At 66.5% G+C, this 12,785-nt stretch carries 14 protein-coding genes and 1 tRNA gene; 2 read left to right on the top strand and 13 right to left on the bottom strand.

Annotated elements, in window-relative coordinates:
* Positions 1-47: 47 nt before the first annotated feature.
* The gene (locus tag P2G62_RS12665; RefSeq protein WP_275735267.1) at positions 48-554 is read right to left on the bottom strand and encodes a Hint domain-containing protein; all 507 of its coding nucleotides are present in this window, start codon (positions 552-554) and stop codon (positions 48-50) included.
* A gap of 160 nt (positions 555-714) precedes the next feature.
* Between P2G62_RS12665 and P2G62_RS12660 the strand changes: the two genes are divergently transcribed.
* Positions 715-798: transfer RNA gene (locus P2G62_RS12660), tRNA-Leu, on the top strand.
* A gap of 142 nt (positions 799-940) precedes the next feature.
* On the top strand, positions 941-2,275 hold the full coding sequence (gene tig / locus P2G62_RS12655; protein ID WP_275735266.1) for a trigger factor: 1,335 nt from the start codon (positions 941-943) through the stop codon (positions 2,273-2,275).
* 56 nt (positions 2,276-2,331) lie between these two features.
* Here tig and P2G62_RS12650 read toward each other — a convergent pair whose 3' ends face one another.
* The 12 genes from P2G62_RS12650 to P2G62_RS12595 all read right to left on the bottom strand — a co-directional run bounded on the left by P2G62_RS12650 (position 2,332) and on the right by P2G62_RS12595 (position 12,638).
* Positions 2,332-2,691, bottom strand: coding sequence for a hypothetical protein (locus tag P2G62_RS12650; protein ID WP_275735265.1), 360 nt, complete (start codon positions 2,689-2,691; stop codon positions 2,332-2,334).
* A 126-nt stretch (positions 2,692-2,817) separates the two neighbouring features.
* Positions 2,818-3,396: a 50S ribosomal protein L9 gene (gene rplI, locus P2G62_RS12645; protein ID WP_275735264.1), complete on the bottom strand. Its 579-nt coding sequence runs from the start codon at positions 3,394-3,396 to the stop codon at positions 2,818-2,820.
* Between the two features lie 12 nt (positions 3,397-3,408).
* Positions 3,409-3,636 (bottom strand): 30S ribosomal protein S18, encoded by a 228-nt coding sequence (rpsR, locus tag P2G62_RS12640; RefSeq protein ID WP_068765176.1) that lies wholly within the window; start codon positions 3,634-3,636, stop codon positions 3,409-3,411.
* A 19-nt stretch (positions 3,637-3,655) separates the two neighbouring features.
* The gene (gene rpsF / locus P2G62_RS12635; protein ID WP_275735263.1) at positions 3,656-4,045 is read right to left on the bottom strand and encodes a 30S ribosomal protein S6; all 390 of its coding nucleotides are present in this window, start codon (positions 4,043-4,045) and stop codon (positions 3,656-3,658) included.
* Between the two features lie 146 nt (positions 4,046-4,191).
* Positions 4,192-5,109: a DMT family transporter gene (locus P2G62_RS12630; protein WP_275735262.1), complete on the bottom strand. Its 918-nt coding sequence runs from the start codon at positions 5,107-5,109 to the stop codon at positions 4,192-4,194.
* Positions 5,110-5,200: 91 nt separating this feature from the next.
* A complete protein-coding gene (locus P2G62_RS12625; protein ID WP_275735261.1) occupies positions 5,201-6,592 on the bottom strand; it encodes an aldehyde dehydrogenase family protein in 1,392 nt (463 codons plus the stop codon).
* Positions 6,589-7,431, bottom strand: coding sequence for a fumarylacetoacetate hydrolase family protein (locus P2G62_RS12620; protein ID WP_275735260.1), 843 nt, complete (start codon positions 7,429-7,431; stop codon positions 6,589-6,591). Before P2G62_RS12620 ends, P2G62_RS12625 begins: the two co-directional genes overlap by 4 nt.
* Complete coding sequence (locus P2G62_RS12615) at positions 7,428-9,014, bottom strand: methyltransferase (RefSeq protein ID WP_275735259.1); 1,587 nt, start codon at positions 9,012-9,014, stop codon at positions 7,428-7,430. Before P2G62_RS12615 ends, P2G62_RS12620 begins: the two co-directional genes overlap by 4 nt.
* A 56-nt stretch (positions 9,015-9,070) precedes the next feature.
* Entirely contained in the window at positions 9,071-10,327 is a 1,257-nt protein-coding gene (arsJ, locus tag P2G62_RS12610; protein ID WP_275735258.1) for an organoarsenical effux MFS transporter ArsJ, read from the bottom strand.
* A complete protein-coding gene (locus P2G62_RS12605; RefSeq protein WP_275735257.1) occupies positions 10,324-11,340 on the bottom strand; it encodes an ArsJ-associated glyceraldehyde-3-phosphate dehydrogenase in 1,017 nt (338 codons plus the stop codon). Before P2G62_RS12605 ends, arsJ begins: the two co-directional genes overlap by 4 nt.
* On the bottom strand, positions 11,340-12,191 hold the full coding sequence (locus P2G62_RS12600) for a MarR family transcriptional regulator (protein ID WP_275735256.1): 852 nt from the start codon (positions 12,189-12,191) through the stop codon (positions 11,340-11,342). Before P2G62_RS12600 ends, P2G62_RS12605 begins: the two co-directional genes overlap by 1 nt.
* A gap of 201 nt (positions 12,192-12,392) precedes the next feature.
* Positions 12,393-12,638 (bottom strand): hypothetical protein, encoded by a 246-nt coding sequence (locus P2G62_RS12595; RefSeq protein ID WP_275735255.1) that lies wholly within the window; start codon positions 12,636-12,638, stop codon positions 12,393-12,395.
* Positions 12,639-12,785 lie beyond the last annotated feature (147 nt).

The raw sequence follows: 12,785 nt of genomic DNA, 5'->3' as shown, positions 1-12,785 counted from the left end.
CCGGGTAATGAGTATTTTTGCCAAGAAGAAATCAGGGCGTTCTGGCCTCAGGCCGCCATCTGCGCGACGTGGCACCCGACCTCGACACCATCGGCATAGATCACCTCGGGCGCCGCGAATTGCAGCGCGAACAGCCGCATCCGCCCCGCGCAGGGCGTGATATAGCCGCCATCGAGCAGCCGCCCCACCGGCACCAGCGCCTGAGACTGACCATAGAGCGCCTGCGCCCGCCAGTCGCGCACCAGCACCTGCGCCTGTCCGCCCAGGATCAGCGCACGCTCTGGGCGGTCATGGCCAAGCGCACCCGGCGCCACGCGGATCAGCCCCCCCGTCACCAGCCGCGCCGCCACTGCCCGCAGCGGGCGCGCGCCCGAGCGGGTAATCACCCGATCGCCCGGCGCCAGATACTCGACCGGCAGCGCCCCGTCGAGCGTCAGAACCAGCGTGCCCTGCGCAACCCCGGACAGCGCCACATGCGTGTGCAGATCAGCCCGCTGATCCGGCTCGCGGCCGGAGAATACACCAACCGCGCGCCCCATGGTCGTTTTCGCCATCGGTTATCCTGCTCTCATGCCTCGACCCGTCTTTGCAGGCCCTGTGGTCAATTCGTGTTAACCATCTCTTCGCAACCTACGCCCAATGCATGACTTTGGCGAGTATTTTCATGCCCCCCCTACCCCACGCCTCGCAAGCTTGCTACAAGCGCGTTCAGATGCGGGTGTGGCGGAATTGGTAGACGCACCAGATTTAGGTTCTGGCGCCTTTGGCGTGGGGGTTCGAGTCCCTTCACCCGCACCATCTTCCCCAAGTCGCCACCTGCGCGCAGCGCCCCCGGGCTCGCCCCTTTTCGCCTTGCCACCAAGGCCTGCGCCCAATAGAAGGGCGGCTGAAATTCATGGATGAGGCCGCATGCGCGGCTTTTAGAGACAGAGGAAACCCCATGCAGGTCACCGAGACCCTCAACGACGGCCTCAAACGCGGCTACACGATCACCATCACCGCAGCCGAGCTGGATGAGAAAGTCACTGCGAAACTCCTCGAAGCGCAGCCCGAAGTCGAGATCAAAGGCTTCCGCAAGGGCAAGGTGCCGCTGGCGATGCTGCGCAAGCAGTTCGGCGATCGCGTGATGGGCGATGCGATGCAAGAAGCCGTCGACGGCGCGATGTCGGATCTGTTCGAGAAATCGGGCGACCGTCCGGCGATGCAGCCGAAGATCGAGATGCAGGACGGCGAGACCTGGAAGCCGGGCATGGACGTGGTCGTGACCGTGTCCTACGAAGCGCTGCCGGAAATCCCGGACGTTGACCTGTCGGGCGTCACGCTGGAGCGTCTGGTCGTGAAGGCCGAAGAAGCGGCCATCACCGAAGCGCTGGAAAACCTGGCCAAGAATGCGCAGAACTTCGAGAAGCGCCGCAAGGGCTCGAAGGCGAAAGAGGGCGATCAGGTCGTGATCGACTTCGAAGGCTTCGTCGACGGCGAGGCGTTCGAGGGCGGCAAGGGCGAGGACTACCCGCTCGTGCTCGGCTCGGGCTCGTTCATCCCGGGCTTCGAGGATCAGCTGATCGGCGCCAAGGAAGAAGAGGCCGTCGAAGTCAAGGTGACCTTCCCCGAGCAATACGGCGCGGCGCATCTGGCGGGCAAGGAAGCCCTGTTCAAATGCACCGTCAAGGAAGTGCGCGGCCCGAAAGAAGCCGAGATCGACGACGAGATGGCCAAGAAATTCGGCGCCGAAGATCTGGCCGCGCTGAAAGCGCAGATCGCCGAGCGTCTGGAAGCCGAATACAAGGGCGCCTCGCGCGCGGTGATGAAGCGCGCCCTGCTTGACCAGCTCGACGCGGTGGTGAAGTTCGACCTGCCGCCCTCGCTGGTGGATGCCGAGGCCGCCTCGATCGCGCACCAGCTGTGGCACGAAGAGCACCCGGAAGTGCATGACCACAACCACGGCTCCGTCGAGCCCACCGACGAGCACAAGTCGCTGGCCGAACGCCGCGTGCGCCTGGGCCTGCTGCTGGCCGAACTGGGCCGCAAGCAGTCGATCGAGGTGACCGACGCCGAAATGACCCAAGCCGTGCTGAACCAGGCGCGTCAATACCCGGGCCAGGAACGCGCCTTCTTCGAATTCGTGCAGCAGAACCAGCAGATGCAACAGCAGCTGCGCGCGCCGATCTTCGAAGACAAGGTCGTCGATTTCGTCGTGTCGGGCGCTTCGGTGACCGACAAGGAAGTGTCGAAGGAAGACCTGCAGAAAGCCATCGAAGCGCTGGACGAGCTGTAAGCCGCCCTGCCCTTCGGGAATTGAAAGCCGCCCTTCGGGGCGGCTTTTTCATGCGCTTAGTCGTGGTCGGTCGGGCAACGGTCGATGATTTCCTCGCCGATCAGCTCGGCCCATCTGTTTTCATAGCTGTGCCCGTCGGGGCACTGAAATGCCTCGCGGTAATGCTCATAGGTCAGCTTCTTGCGCCCCATCAACGGTGGCGCGGCCGGGTTGGTATGCTGGCAGCTGTAGCTGACCGTTTTCGACGAGCGCCCCGTCACCTCGACACCGCTGCTGATGCAGCCCGCCCCCGGCGCGGGCCTGGCGGCCCCGGGGATCAGCAGCGTCAGCAGTGCCGCGCGCAGCGGCTCGTCCAGATCCTGCAGGGTGAAATGATGCGTTCCGGTCAGTTCCACGTCGGTGGTCGTTTGCGCCATGGTGGGCTCCAGATGGGGTGAAGAGCTCCATTTCCGGCCCCGCCCGCGATTCTGTCAATCGCCCGCCCACAACGAAAAACCGCGCCCCTTTCGGGACGCGGTTGATCTTTTCGAAGCGCTCTGGGATCAGAGGTCTTCGCCCTCTTCGTTCGCAGCGCCCATCTCGTCGAAGAGTTCCGCGATTTCGAATTCGGCTTCGGCTTCGGCTTCGGCGGCCAGTTCCTGGATCGACTTGCCCGAGGCCTGCAGTTCCGCTTCCTCGACCGAGCGCGCCACGTTCAGAACGATGGTCACGTCGACTTCGGGGTGCAGGCGGACGTGCATTTCGTGCAGGCCCAGTTCCTTGATCGGCGCTTTCAGCGCGATCTGCTTCTTGTCGACCGAGAAGCCCTCGGCGGTGGCCGCTTCGGCGGCATCGCGCGGGGTGACCGAACCGTAAAGCGCACCGGCGTCCGAGGCCGAGCGAATCACGATGAACACCTGACCGTCGAGTTTCTCGGCCAGCGCTTCGGCTTCTTTCTTGGTCTCGAGGTTGCGCGCCTCAAGCTGCGTCTTGCGGGCTTCGAACGACGCGATGTTGGCGTCGTTGGCGCGCAGCGCCTTGCCCTGCGGCAGCAGGAAGTTGCGAGCGTAACCGTCGCGGACGTTCACGACTTCGCCCATTTGGCCCAGTTTGGCCACACGTTCCAGAAGGATGACTTGCATTGGGGTCTCTCCTTACTTCACAGCGTAGGGCAGCAGGGCGAGGAAGCGGGCGCGCTTGATCGCACGGGCCAGCTCGCGCTGTTTCTTCGCCGAGACGGCGGTGATGCGGGCAGGCACGATCTTGCCACGCTCGGAGATGTAGCGCTGCAGCAGACGCACATCTTTGTAGTCGATTTTCGGCGCGTTCTCACCCGAGAACGGGCAGACCTTGCGACGACGGAAAAACGGTTTGTTCGCCATGGGTTAGCTCCTTCTCAGATCAACGACGTTCGCGGCGTTCGCCACGATCACCACGGTCGCCGCGGTCACCACGCTCGCTGCGCTCGTCACGTTTTTGCATCTGCACCGAGGGGCCTTCCTCGTGGGCGTCGACCTTGATGGTCAGCACGCGCATGACGTCGTCATGCAGACGGGCCAGACGTTCCATTTCCTGCACGGCAGCGGCGGGCGCGTCCGATTTCAGGAAGGCGTAGTGGCCCTTGCGGTTCTTGTTGATCTTGTAGGCCATGGTTTTCACGCCCCAGTACTCGTTTTCAACGACTTTACCGCCGTTGTCCGCAAGCACGGTCGAGAAGTGTTCGATAAGGCCTTCAGCCTGCGCGTTGGACAGGTCCTGACGCGCAATGAGGACATGCTCGTAAAGCGGCATGTGTGCTCCTGTTTGCAAGGCGGCTTCATAGGTGGGTCTGGTCTTCCGCGCCCCACCACGAGAGGCTCCGCCGGGTCACATCAATGCGGAAGTCCGCGCGTTATAGGCGATTGGCCGCGCAATGCAAGGGCAGAATGCCTGCGCGATCACTTGCGCCCGGCCAGCACGATCCCCGTCAGGATCAGCCCGAAGCCCACCGCGTGATAGAGGTGCAGCACCTCGCCCAGAAACAACGTCGACAGGACCGCGCCATAGACCGGCAGCAGGTGGATGAACTGCCCCGCCCGCGCGGGCCCCGCCATCGCCACCCCCTGCATATACAACAGCGTCGCCAGCACCGAGGGCACGATGCCGACATAAAGCATCGCGCCGATCGCGGCCGGGCTCCAGCTCGGGACATGGCCGCTGCGCACCTCCCAGATGACGAAGGGCACCAGCAGCACCAGCGTCAGCGCCACCTGCACCGTCAGCAGCCCCAGCCGGTTGACCGAGGCCGGAACCCGCGTCAGCCCCAGCGTATAGATCGCCCAGCACACCATCGCGACGAAGATGATCAGATCGCCGCGCGAAAACTCCAGCGCGATCAGCCGCGACCAGTCGCCATGCAGGATCACAACCGCCACCCCCAGCGTCGAGACGATCAACCCCAACGCCTGCGTCGCCACCATCCGCCGCCCCCAGAGCAGCGCCCCCAACAGCAGGATCAGCACCGGGATCGTCGAGTTCAGCAACATGCCGTTGGTCGCCGTGGTATATTGCAGCCCCAGATAGACCAGCGTGTTGAAGGCCGTCACGCCGGGGATGCCCACCGCCACCACCTGCCGCCAATGCGCCCGGTAATAGGGCGCATCGCGCCGGATATAGCGCCAGGCAAAGGGCAACAGGCAGGCAAGCGCGATCGCCCAGCGGATGAAGGACAGGGTGACCGGCGGCACATCGCCCCGCGCGGCCCGTGCGACGATGAAATTGCCGGCCCAGAACAGCGGCGGCAGCGCCAGAACCGCCAACCCGATCCAGCCCAACCCGGGCCTGCCCTGCTCTGCTGTCTGGTTGGTTTCGGTCATGGCGCCCCCTTTTGTGCCTGCTTGGGCGATTTGCCGCGCCGCAGCAAGCCCCCGGCGCCAGCGGGAGGCCGTCATGCAAGAAACGAATGGCTCAGCCGAGGATCTTTTGCACCAGCCGCGCCAGCCGCTCTTTCGCGCTGCCATAGGGCGGCATCAACAAGGCCAGCGAGGAAAACCGGTCTTCCAGCACCGGCTTTTCATGGCTGAACGCCCGGAAGCCCCAGATCCCGTGCGCCGCCCCCAGACCCGAATTGCCGATCCCGCCAAAGGGCAGGTTCAGGTGCAGGTAATGCGCCAGCGTCACGTTGACCCCCACCGCCCCGGAACTGGTGTCGCGCGTCACGGTCTCGATCAGGTCGCGATCCTTTTCAAAGACATAGAGCGCCAGCGGCTTTGGCCCCGCGTTCACCCGCGCAATCACCGCGGCCAGATCGTCATAGGCGATCACCGGCAGGATCGGGCCGAACAATTCCTCGGTTTCGACCGCCATGTCGGGCGTGGTGCGGGTCAGCACGGTCGGCGCCAGATACAGGTCATCCTCGCGCAGATCGCCGCCCTGCACCAGTTCGGCACCATGAGCGCGGGCATCGTCCAGCAGACCGGCCAGCCGGGCAACGTGGCGCGCGTTGATGATCCGCGCGAAACTGCCCGAGGTCTGCGGATCGGCGCCATACATCGCCGCGATCTGGTCGCGCAGCGCGGTCAGGAACGGCTCTTGCAGGGTGCGCGGCACGAACACATGGTCGGGCGCGATGCAGGTCTGGCCCGCATTGGCGAACTTGCCCCAGGCGATCATCCGTGCCGCACGGGTCAGATCGGCGCCGGGGCCAATGATGACCGGCGACTTGCCGCCCAGTTCCAGCGTGACCGAGCCCAGATGTTTCGCCGCCGCCGCCATCACCACCTTGCCCACCTCGGGCGAGCCGGTGAAGAACATGTGATCGAAGGGCTGGGCCAGCAGCTCGGTCGCCACCTCGACGCCGCCCTCGACAACCTCTGCCAGCCCCTCGGGCAGATCGGCCACGATGCGCCCGATCAGCGCCGCCGTCGCGGGTGCCATTTCCGATGGCTTGACCACCGCCGCGCAGCCCGCCGCCAGCGCCGAGACCAGCGGCCCCAGCGAGAGGCTCAGCGGATAGTTCCAGGGCGCGATAATCAGCGTGGTGCCCTTCGGTTCGGGGCGCAGCCGCGCGCGGGTGCCCAGCATCGCCAGCGTGGGCCGCACCCGCCGCACCCGCATCCAGCCGCGCAGATGGTGCAGGGTGTGGCGGATCTCGGCCAGCACCGGCACGATCTCGGTCAGGCGCACCTCGACGGCGGGCTTGCGCAGATCCTGCGCCAGCGCGGCCATGATCTCGGCCTCATGCGCGCGGATCGACGCGGCCAGCGCGCGCAGCGCCGCGCGCCGCGCCTCCAGCCCGAAGTCGCGTCGGCGCGCCGCCTCTCCGGCCTTCAGCCGGTCAAAGGCCGCATGGCCGCTCATGCCGACACCACCACCTGACGCTGCTCGCCCAGGCCCTCGACGCCCAGTTCGACCACATCGCCGGGGCTCAGGTAACGCGGCGGCTTCATCCCCATGCCGACGCCGGGCGGCGTGCCGGTGGTGATGACATCGCCGGGCAGCAGCGTCATGAACTGGCTCAGGTAGCTGACCAGATGGGCCACGCCATAGACCATCGTCGCGGTGCTGCCGTTCTGGCAGATCTCGTCATTGACCCGCAGCCAAAGCCGCAGATTTTGCGGGTCTGGCACCGCATCGCGGGTCACGAGCCAGGGGCCCAGCGGGGCGAAGGTGTCGTGGCTTTTGCCCTTGGTCCATTGCCCGGCGCGTTCGGCCTGAAACGCGCGTTCGGACACGTCGTTGCAGACCATATAGCCCGCGACATGCTCCAACGCATTGTCTTCGCTGACATATTTCGCCCGCGTGCCGATCACGAAGGCCAGCTCGACCTCCCAGTCGAGCTTTTCGGCCCCGTGCGGTTTTTGCGTCGCGTCATTGGGCCCGCAGATCGCCGAGGTCGCCTTCATGAAGATCACCGGCTCGGGCGGCACCGCCATGCCCGCCTCGGCCGCATGATCGGCATAGTTCAGCCCGATGCAGATCATCTTGCCCACGCCGGCGACCGGCGGCCCCAGCCGCACATCGGGCGCAACCGCGGGCAAGGTGGCGGGGTCCAGCGCGGCCAGTTCTGCCAGCCCGGCATCGGACAGCACCGCGCCGCCGATGTCATCCACCACCCCCGACAGATCGCGGATCGTGCCGTCCGCGTCCAACAGCCCCGGCTTTTCCGACCCGTCCGGCCCAAAGCGCACCAGTTTCATTCCATGTCCTCCGCCATCGCGGCCGCAGCCGCCGTCTCCATCACCAGCGCTGTCAGCCGCGCCGCGGCCCCCCGGCGCCCGGTGTCCAAACTCGTCAGCGCCCGCCCCAAGGCCGCCAGCCGCGCGGGCGGCACCCGGCGCAGATCTGGCACCGGGATCTGCAACAGATCGCGCGGCTCCAGCTTTTGCAACCCGCGCGCATAGATCCGCAAGCTGCCCCGCATCAGATCCTGCACCGGCGCGGCGTTCAGACAAGCCACCAACGCGCGGTGGAACGCAACGTCATCGCGGATCGGGAACAGCCCGTGAAACGCGGTCAGCTGCCAGACCCGCGCCTCGTTCAGGATGAACCGCATCTGCCCGCGCCCGAAAGTCGCCGCCCAGACCGGCGCCAGATAGATCCTCTCGGGCGCATACCAGGGCGTGCGGTTGCGCGTCAGAAACCGCTGATCTATCCCCGCCGCCGCGCCTTCGGCAACATAGGCCGCCTCGGGCGCACTCAGCGGCTGGCGCGGGGCGAAAAACCGGGTCGGGCGGTCGCTGGCCTCCAGCGCGGCGAAATCGGCGCGGGTGAAGCGCAGCCCGGGCACATCGGCGGCCTTGGCCACACAGGGCAACAGCTGCGACGCGCGCAGGCCCCGTGCCGCCGCCGCCGCGGCGCTCAGATGAAAGAACCCGTTCGCCCCGGTCGCGATGCCGCGCCGGGTGCTGGCCAGATCGCCCAAGGTGACGAAGCCCGGCGGCACCGCCTGCGGGCCGGTGCGGATCAGCTCGTCCCATTTTGGGGAGGCGCGCAGGTCGGCCACCTCAAGCACACTGTCGCGCGGCGCTGCCCCATCGGCAGGCACGAAACGCGCGCGGATCGTTGCGGGCGGACGTTCACCCGGGCGCGGGGCTTGCAGCAGCACCAAAGAGGCGGTGGTCAACGTACGCGCAAACACCGGGTTGAGGGCGCAGAAGTGGATCAACTCGCGCAGGTAACCACCTGAGATCAATACCTCTTTTAGTGGCGCGCCGGTGTTGGCATTGGCCCATTCCGCAGGCAGAAGAAAGGCCGCGCGCCCGCCCGGTTTCAGCCGCGCCAGCGCCTCGAAGACGAACAGAAGATAGGCATTCGTCAGCCCCGACAGCGGCACGCCAAGCCGCGCGGCAGTGGCGCGCACCTGCGCGCGCAACGCGGTGCCCGCGCCCGGGCGCAGGAAGGGCGGGTTCGCGATGATCGCATCGAAGCGCTGATCGGCAGGCGCGTCGAAGAAATCGGCGCGCCGCAGATCCAGCGCCATCCTGGCGCAGGCCGCCTGCCCCGCCGCGGCGATCTGCGGGTCGATTTCATATCCCGTGACGCGGATCGCGGGGCGACGCGCGGCCACGGCGCGGGCCAGAATGCCGGTGCCAAAGGCCGGGTCGAGCAAGGTTTCGGGCGCCCCCGCCGCCACCCAATCGGCCATCGTCGCGGCGCAATCGGGCGGGGTCAGCACCTGGGCAAAACGGCGCCGGTGTGCCTTGGGCGTAGCCTCCAGATAGGCCAGATCGACCGCCTGCGGCGTCAGATCCGCTGCCTGCTGTGATGTTGCGCCGTCCATTCCGCCCCCCGAACTGGCGCGATCATGGGCGCGGGGGCGGCGCGATGCAAGCCCGCTCAGGGGCCGGGCAAATCGCGCAGACGCCGCACCGACAGCCAGCTCAGCCCCGCCATCACCCCCGAGGTCGCAAGGCACAGCCACAGCCCGCCCAGACCGTAGCTGAGCCCCGACAGCGCCGTGCCCAGCAGCCGCCCCGCCGCATTGGCCATGTAGTAGAAGCCCACATCCATCGTCACCCGCTCGGCCGTGGAAAAGGCCAGGATCAGGTAGGAATGGACCGAGGAATTCAGCGCAAAGACAAAGCCGAACAGCAAAAGCCCGGCCACCAGCGCCGCCGTCAGCCAGGGCTGCGGCCCGCCCGCCAGCAGCGCCAGACCCGCCAGCGCCAGCGGTATCGGGGTCAGCCAGGCCGCCAGACGCGCCGCCTGCGCGGCGCGCCCCTGTTCACTGGCGCGCAGCAGCCGCGGCGCGAATCCCTGAACCGCGCCATAGGCGATGATCCAGACCGCCATGAAACCGCCCACCAGGAAGAAGGCCGCGCGCCGCCCCGGATCTGTGCCATCCGACAGCACCGCCTCGAAATAGATCGGCAGGCCGACCACGAACCACACATCGCGCGCGCCGAACAGGAACATCCGCGCCAGGCTGAGCCGGTTGATCCGCGCATCGCGCGACCAGACCGAGGTCAGCTTGACCCCCTTTTTGCCCGCAGGCAGGCCCTTGGGCATGAACAGCGCCACCGCGATCAGGATCGCACCCAACACCGCCGCCATCGCCCAAAGGCTGGGCGCGAACCCCGCCAGCGCCAGCAGGGCCGCGCCCAGAAAGAACCCCAGCCCCTTGACCGCGTTCTTCGACCCGGTCAGCGCCGCGACCCAGCGAAACAGCGCACCCTCGCCCGTTGGCGCCAGCAGTTTGACCGCCGATTTCGACGACATCTTGGCCAGGTCCTTGGCTACGCCGCTTGCCCCCTGCACCGCCATCACGAAAATGACCGAGGCGCCCACGCTCCAGCCCGGGTCCAGTTGCGTCAGCGCCACCAGCGCCGCGATCTGCAGCCCGAGCCCGGCATAAAGCGTGCTGGCCAGCCCGAAGCGCGCCGCGATCCAGCCCGCGGTCAGGTTGGTGACGATGCCCGCGACCTCATAGAGCAGAAACAGCCAGGCCAGCTGCAGCGCCGAAAACCCCAGCCCGTTGAAATGCAACAGCACCAGCATCCGCAGTGCGCCATCGCTGAGCATGAAGGCCCAATAGGCCGCCGTCACCGCCGCATAGGCGCGCAAGGGGCGCGTGATCGTGGCAGGCGCGCTCACATCGCCCCCGCGACCATGCGCGCGACATCGCCCAGACGGCAGGCGTAGCCCCATTCGTTGTCATACCAGACGTAAAGCTTCAGTTGGGTGCCGCCCACGACCATCGTCATCGGCCCGTCGACGATGCCCGAACGCGGATCGTTCAGGTAATCGCAGGACACCAGCGGCCGGGTTTCGAACCCCAAAATCCCCGCCAGCGGGCCTTCGGCCGCGGCCTGCAGGGCGGCGTTGACCTCGGCCACCGTAACCTCGCGCGCCAGTTCGAACACGCAATCGGTGATCGAGGCATTCAGCAGCGGCACCCGCACCGCGTGGCCGTTCAACCGCCCCGTCAGTTCGGGGAAGATCGCGGTGATCGCGGTGGCCGATCCGGTCGAGGTCGGGATCAGGTTGGTCAGGGCCGAGCGCGCGCGGCGCATGTCCTTGGCCGGGCGGTCGACGATGGTCTGGGTGTTGGTCACGTCATGGATCGTGGTGATCGAGCCGTGCCGGATGCCGAAGGTTTCGTGCACCACCTTGACCACCGGCGCCAGACAGTTGGTGGTGCAGCTGGCGGCGGTCACCAGATCATGCTGCGCGGGGTCGTAAAGCCCGTGATTGACCCCGTAAACGATGTTGAGCGCGCCGCCATCCTTGACCGGGGCCGAGACAACGACCTTCTTCACCCCCGCCGCGTAATAGGGCGCCACTTTCGCGGCGGTCTTGAACACCCCGGTGCAGTCGATCACCAGATCGACGCCCAGATCGGCCAGGGGCAAGGCCTCGATCGTCTTTTCATGGGTCAGCGCGATGCGGCTTCCGTTGATCGTCAGTGCGCCGGGTTCCGCGGTGATCTGCGCGGGCCAGCGGCCATGCACGCTGTCGAATTCCAGCAGCAGCGCGTGCTGTTCGGCATCGCCCGCGGAATCGTTCAGCAGCACGATCTGCCCGCCCGCTCCGCGGTCGATCAGGTCACGCAGCACAAGTTTGCCCATCCGGCCAAGGCCATTCACAGCGATACGAGGGGGGATCATCACAGCACCTCTTGCAAAGCGTTGCGGTCCAGATCGTCGACCGCCTGTTGCGCCGACATCCGGTCCAGACTGGAAAGCGGCAGTGCGACAAAGGCCGCAATGCGGTGGCGCAGCGCCGCATAGGTCCGCGCGAAGGCCAGCGCCTTTTCCGCCTGCGTGCCCTGCGCCTGAACCGGGTCGGGCAGGCCCCAGTGGCCGGTGATCGGCTGACCGGGCCAGGGCGGGCATTCCTCGGCGGCGGCGGTGTCGCAAACGGTGAAGACGAAATCCATCACCGGCGCATCCGGGGCCTGAAACTCCGACAGATGCTTGGCGCGCAGCCCGTCGGTTGCATGCCCGTTGCGGGCCAGCAGATCGACCGCAAAGGGATTGAGCGCCGATCCGGGCCGCGTGCCCGCAGACCAGGCGGTGAACCGCCCTGCCCCCAGATCGCGCAGCAGCGCCTCGGCAAAGATCGAGCGGGCGGAATTGCCCGAGCAGATGAACAACACGTTATAGACACGGTCCGGCATCTTCGCCTCCATTGGCGGGGTGTGGGCGGAACAGATGGCCGGGCGGCCCCGGCAGCAATCCTCGACCAGATAGCGCACCAGCCCCTCGCATTCGGCCATCGCCACCGCGTAATGCAGCGAACGCCCGTCGCGCGTGACCTGCACCAGCCCGGCAGCGACCAGATCGGCCAGATAGCTCGACAGCGTGCTGGGCCGCAGATCCAGCGCCGTGGCGATTTCGGTCGGGCGCACCGGGCGCGGGGCAAAGCGCATCAGCAGACGGAACACCGCCAGCCGGCCAGCATGGCCAAGGGCCGCAAAGGCGCGTGTCGCATCCAGATCAGAGATTATCTTTTCCATAATTCGCGAATAATCGAATTATGGAGCGTCATCCAGTGAAATTTCCATGACACCCGGATGACAAGCCCTGTTACGAAAGAGGCCCCCTTCGCTGCCGAAGGGGGCCAGTTTCGTCGATCAGGCTCATTGGTTCACCGCCCGAGGTGTATTGGTTTGCCTGGGCCATCTCGACGTCTGGGGCGAGCGCACCCGCCCCGGATCTCAGTGCAGCGTCACCGCGCCCGCGCTCAGCAGGGTGATGGTGGTCGTGGCGCCCGCCATACGGATATCGGCCACATCCAGCGCGTGATGGTCAAGATCGCCGCCCAGCACCGCAATTTCGGTGCCGCCGAAACTCGCATCCAGCAGCGAGGTCAGCGCCGCGCCCGCCAGTTCCGCCTCGATCCCGCCCGGGATGCGGCGCAGATGCGTGGCTGCGATGCGCTGGTTTCCGACAATCAGTTCCACTTTGGCCCCTGCTTTCACCCCGGTCGCGGGGTCCGTTTTCGTGATGTGGTCCGGGCCCTTACGCGCCCGAACCGATTCTGTCACCCCCTGTCCCTCCGGGTAAAGTTCCTCCCAGAGGGGTGATTTTTTCTTTTGAAATCAATGGCA

The sequence above is a fragment of the Paenirhodobacter sp. CAU 1674 genome (assembly GCF_029222945.1).
Classification (GTDB): Bacteria; Pseudomonadota; Alphaproteobacteria; order Rhodobacterales; family Rhodobacteraceae; genus Rhodobacter.
The sequence above is the reverse complement of the archived record's forward strand: the minus strand, read 5'-3'. Positions and strand labels throughout refer to the sequence as shown.

Bases quoted from the DNA above. Each gene is read 5' to 3' on its own strand.
- rplI (WP_275735264.1), bottom strand. From the start codon at position 3,396: ATGCAAGTCATCCTTCTGGAACGTGTGGCCAAACTGGGCCAAATGGGC.
- rpsF (WP_275735263.1), bottom strand. From the start codon at position 4,045: ATGCCGCTTTACGAGCATGTCCTCATTGCGCGTCAGGACCTGTCCAAC.
- P2G62_RS12665 (WP_275735267.1), bottom strand. From the start codon at position 554: ATGGCGAAAACGACCATGGGGCGCGCGGTTGGTGTATTCTCCGGCCGC.
- P2G62_RS12625 (WP_275735261.1), bottom strand. From the start codon at position 6,592: ATGAGCGGCCATGCGGCCTTTGACCGGCTGAAGGCCGGAGAGGCGGCG.
- P2G62_RS12600 (WP_275735256.1), bottom strand. From the start codon at position 12,191: ATGGAAAAGATAATCTCTGATCTGGATGCGACACGCGCCTTTGCGGCC.
- P2G62_RS12630 (WP_275735262.1), bottom strand. From the start codon at position 5,109: ATGACCGAAACCAACCAGACAGCAGAGCAGGGCAGGCCCGGGTTGGGC.
- P2G62_RS12620 (WP_275735260.1), bottom strand. From the start codon at position 7,431: ATGAAACTGGTGCGCTTTGGGCCGGACGGGTCGGAAAAGCCGGGGCTG.
- P2G62_RS12650 (WP_275735265.1), bottom strand. From the start codon at position 2,691: ATGGCGCAAACGACCACCGACGTGGAACTGACCGGAACGCATCATTTC.
- P2G62_RS12605 (WP_275735257.1), bottom strand. From the start codon at position 11,340: ATGATCCCCCCTCGTATCGCTGTGAATGGCCTTGGCCGGATGGGCAAA.
- rpsR (WP_068765176.1), bottom strand. From the start codon at position 3,636: ATGGCGAACAAACCGTTTTTCCGTCGTCGCAAGGTCTGCCCGTTCTCG.
- tig (WP_275735266.1), top strand. From the start codon at position 941: ATGCAGGTCACCGAGACCCTCAACGACGGCCTCAAACGCGGCTACACG.
- P2G62_RS12615 (WP_275735259.1), bottom strand. From the start codon at position 9,014: ATGGACGGCGCAACATCACAGCAGGCAGCGGATCTGACGCCGCAGGCG.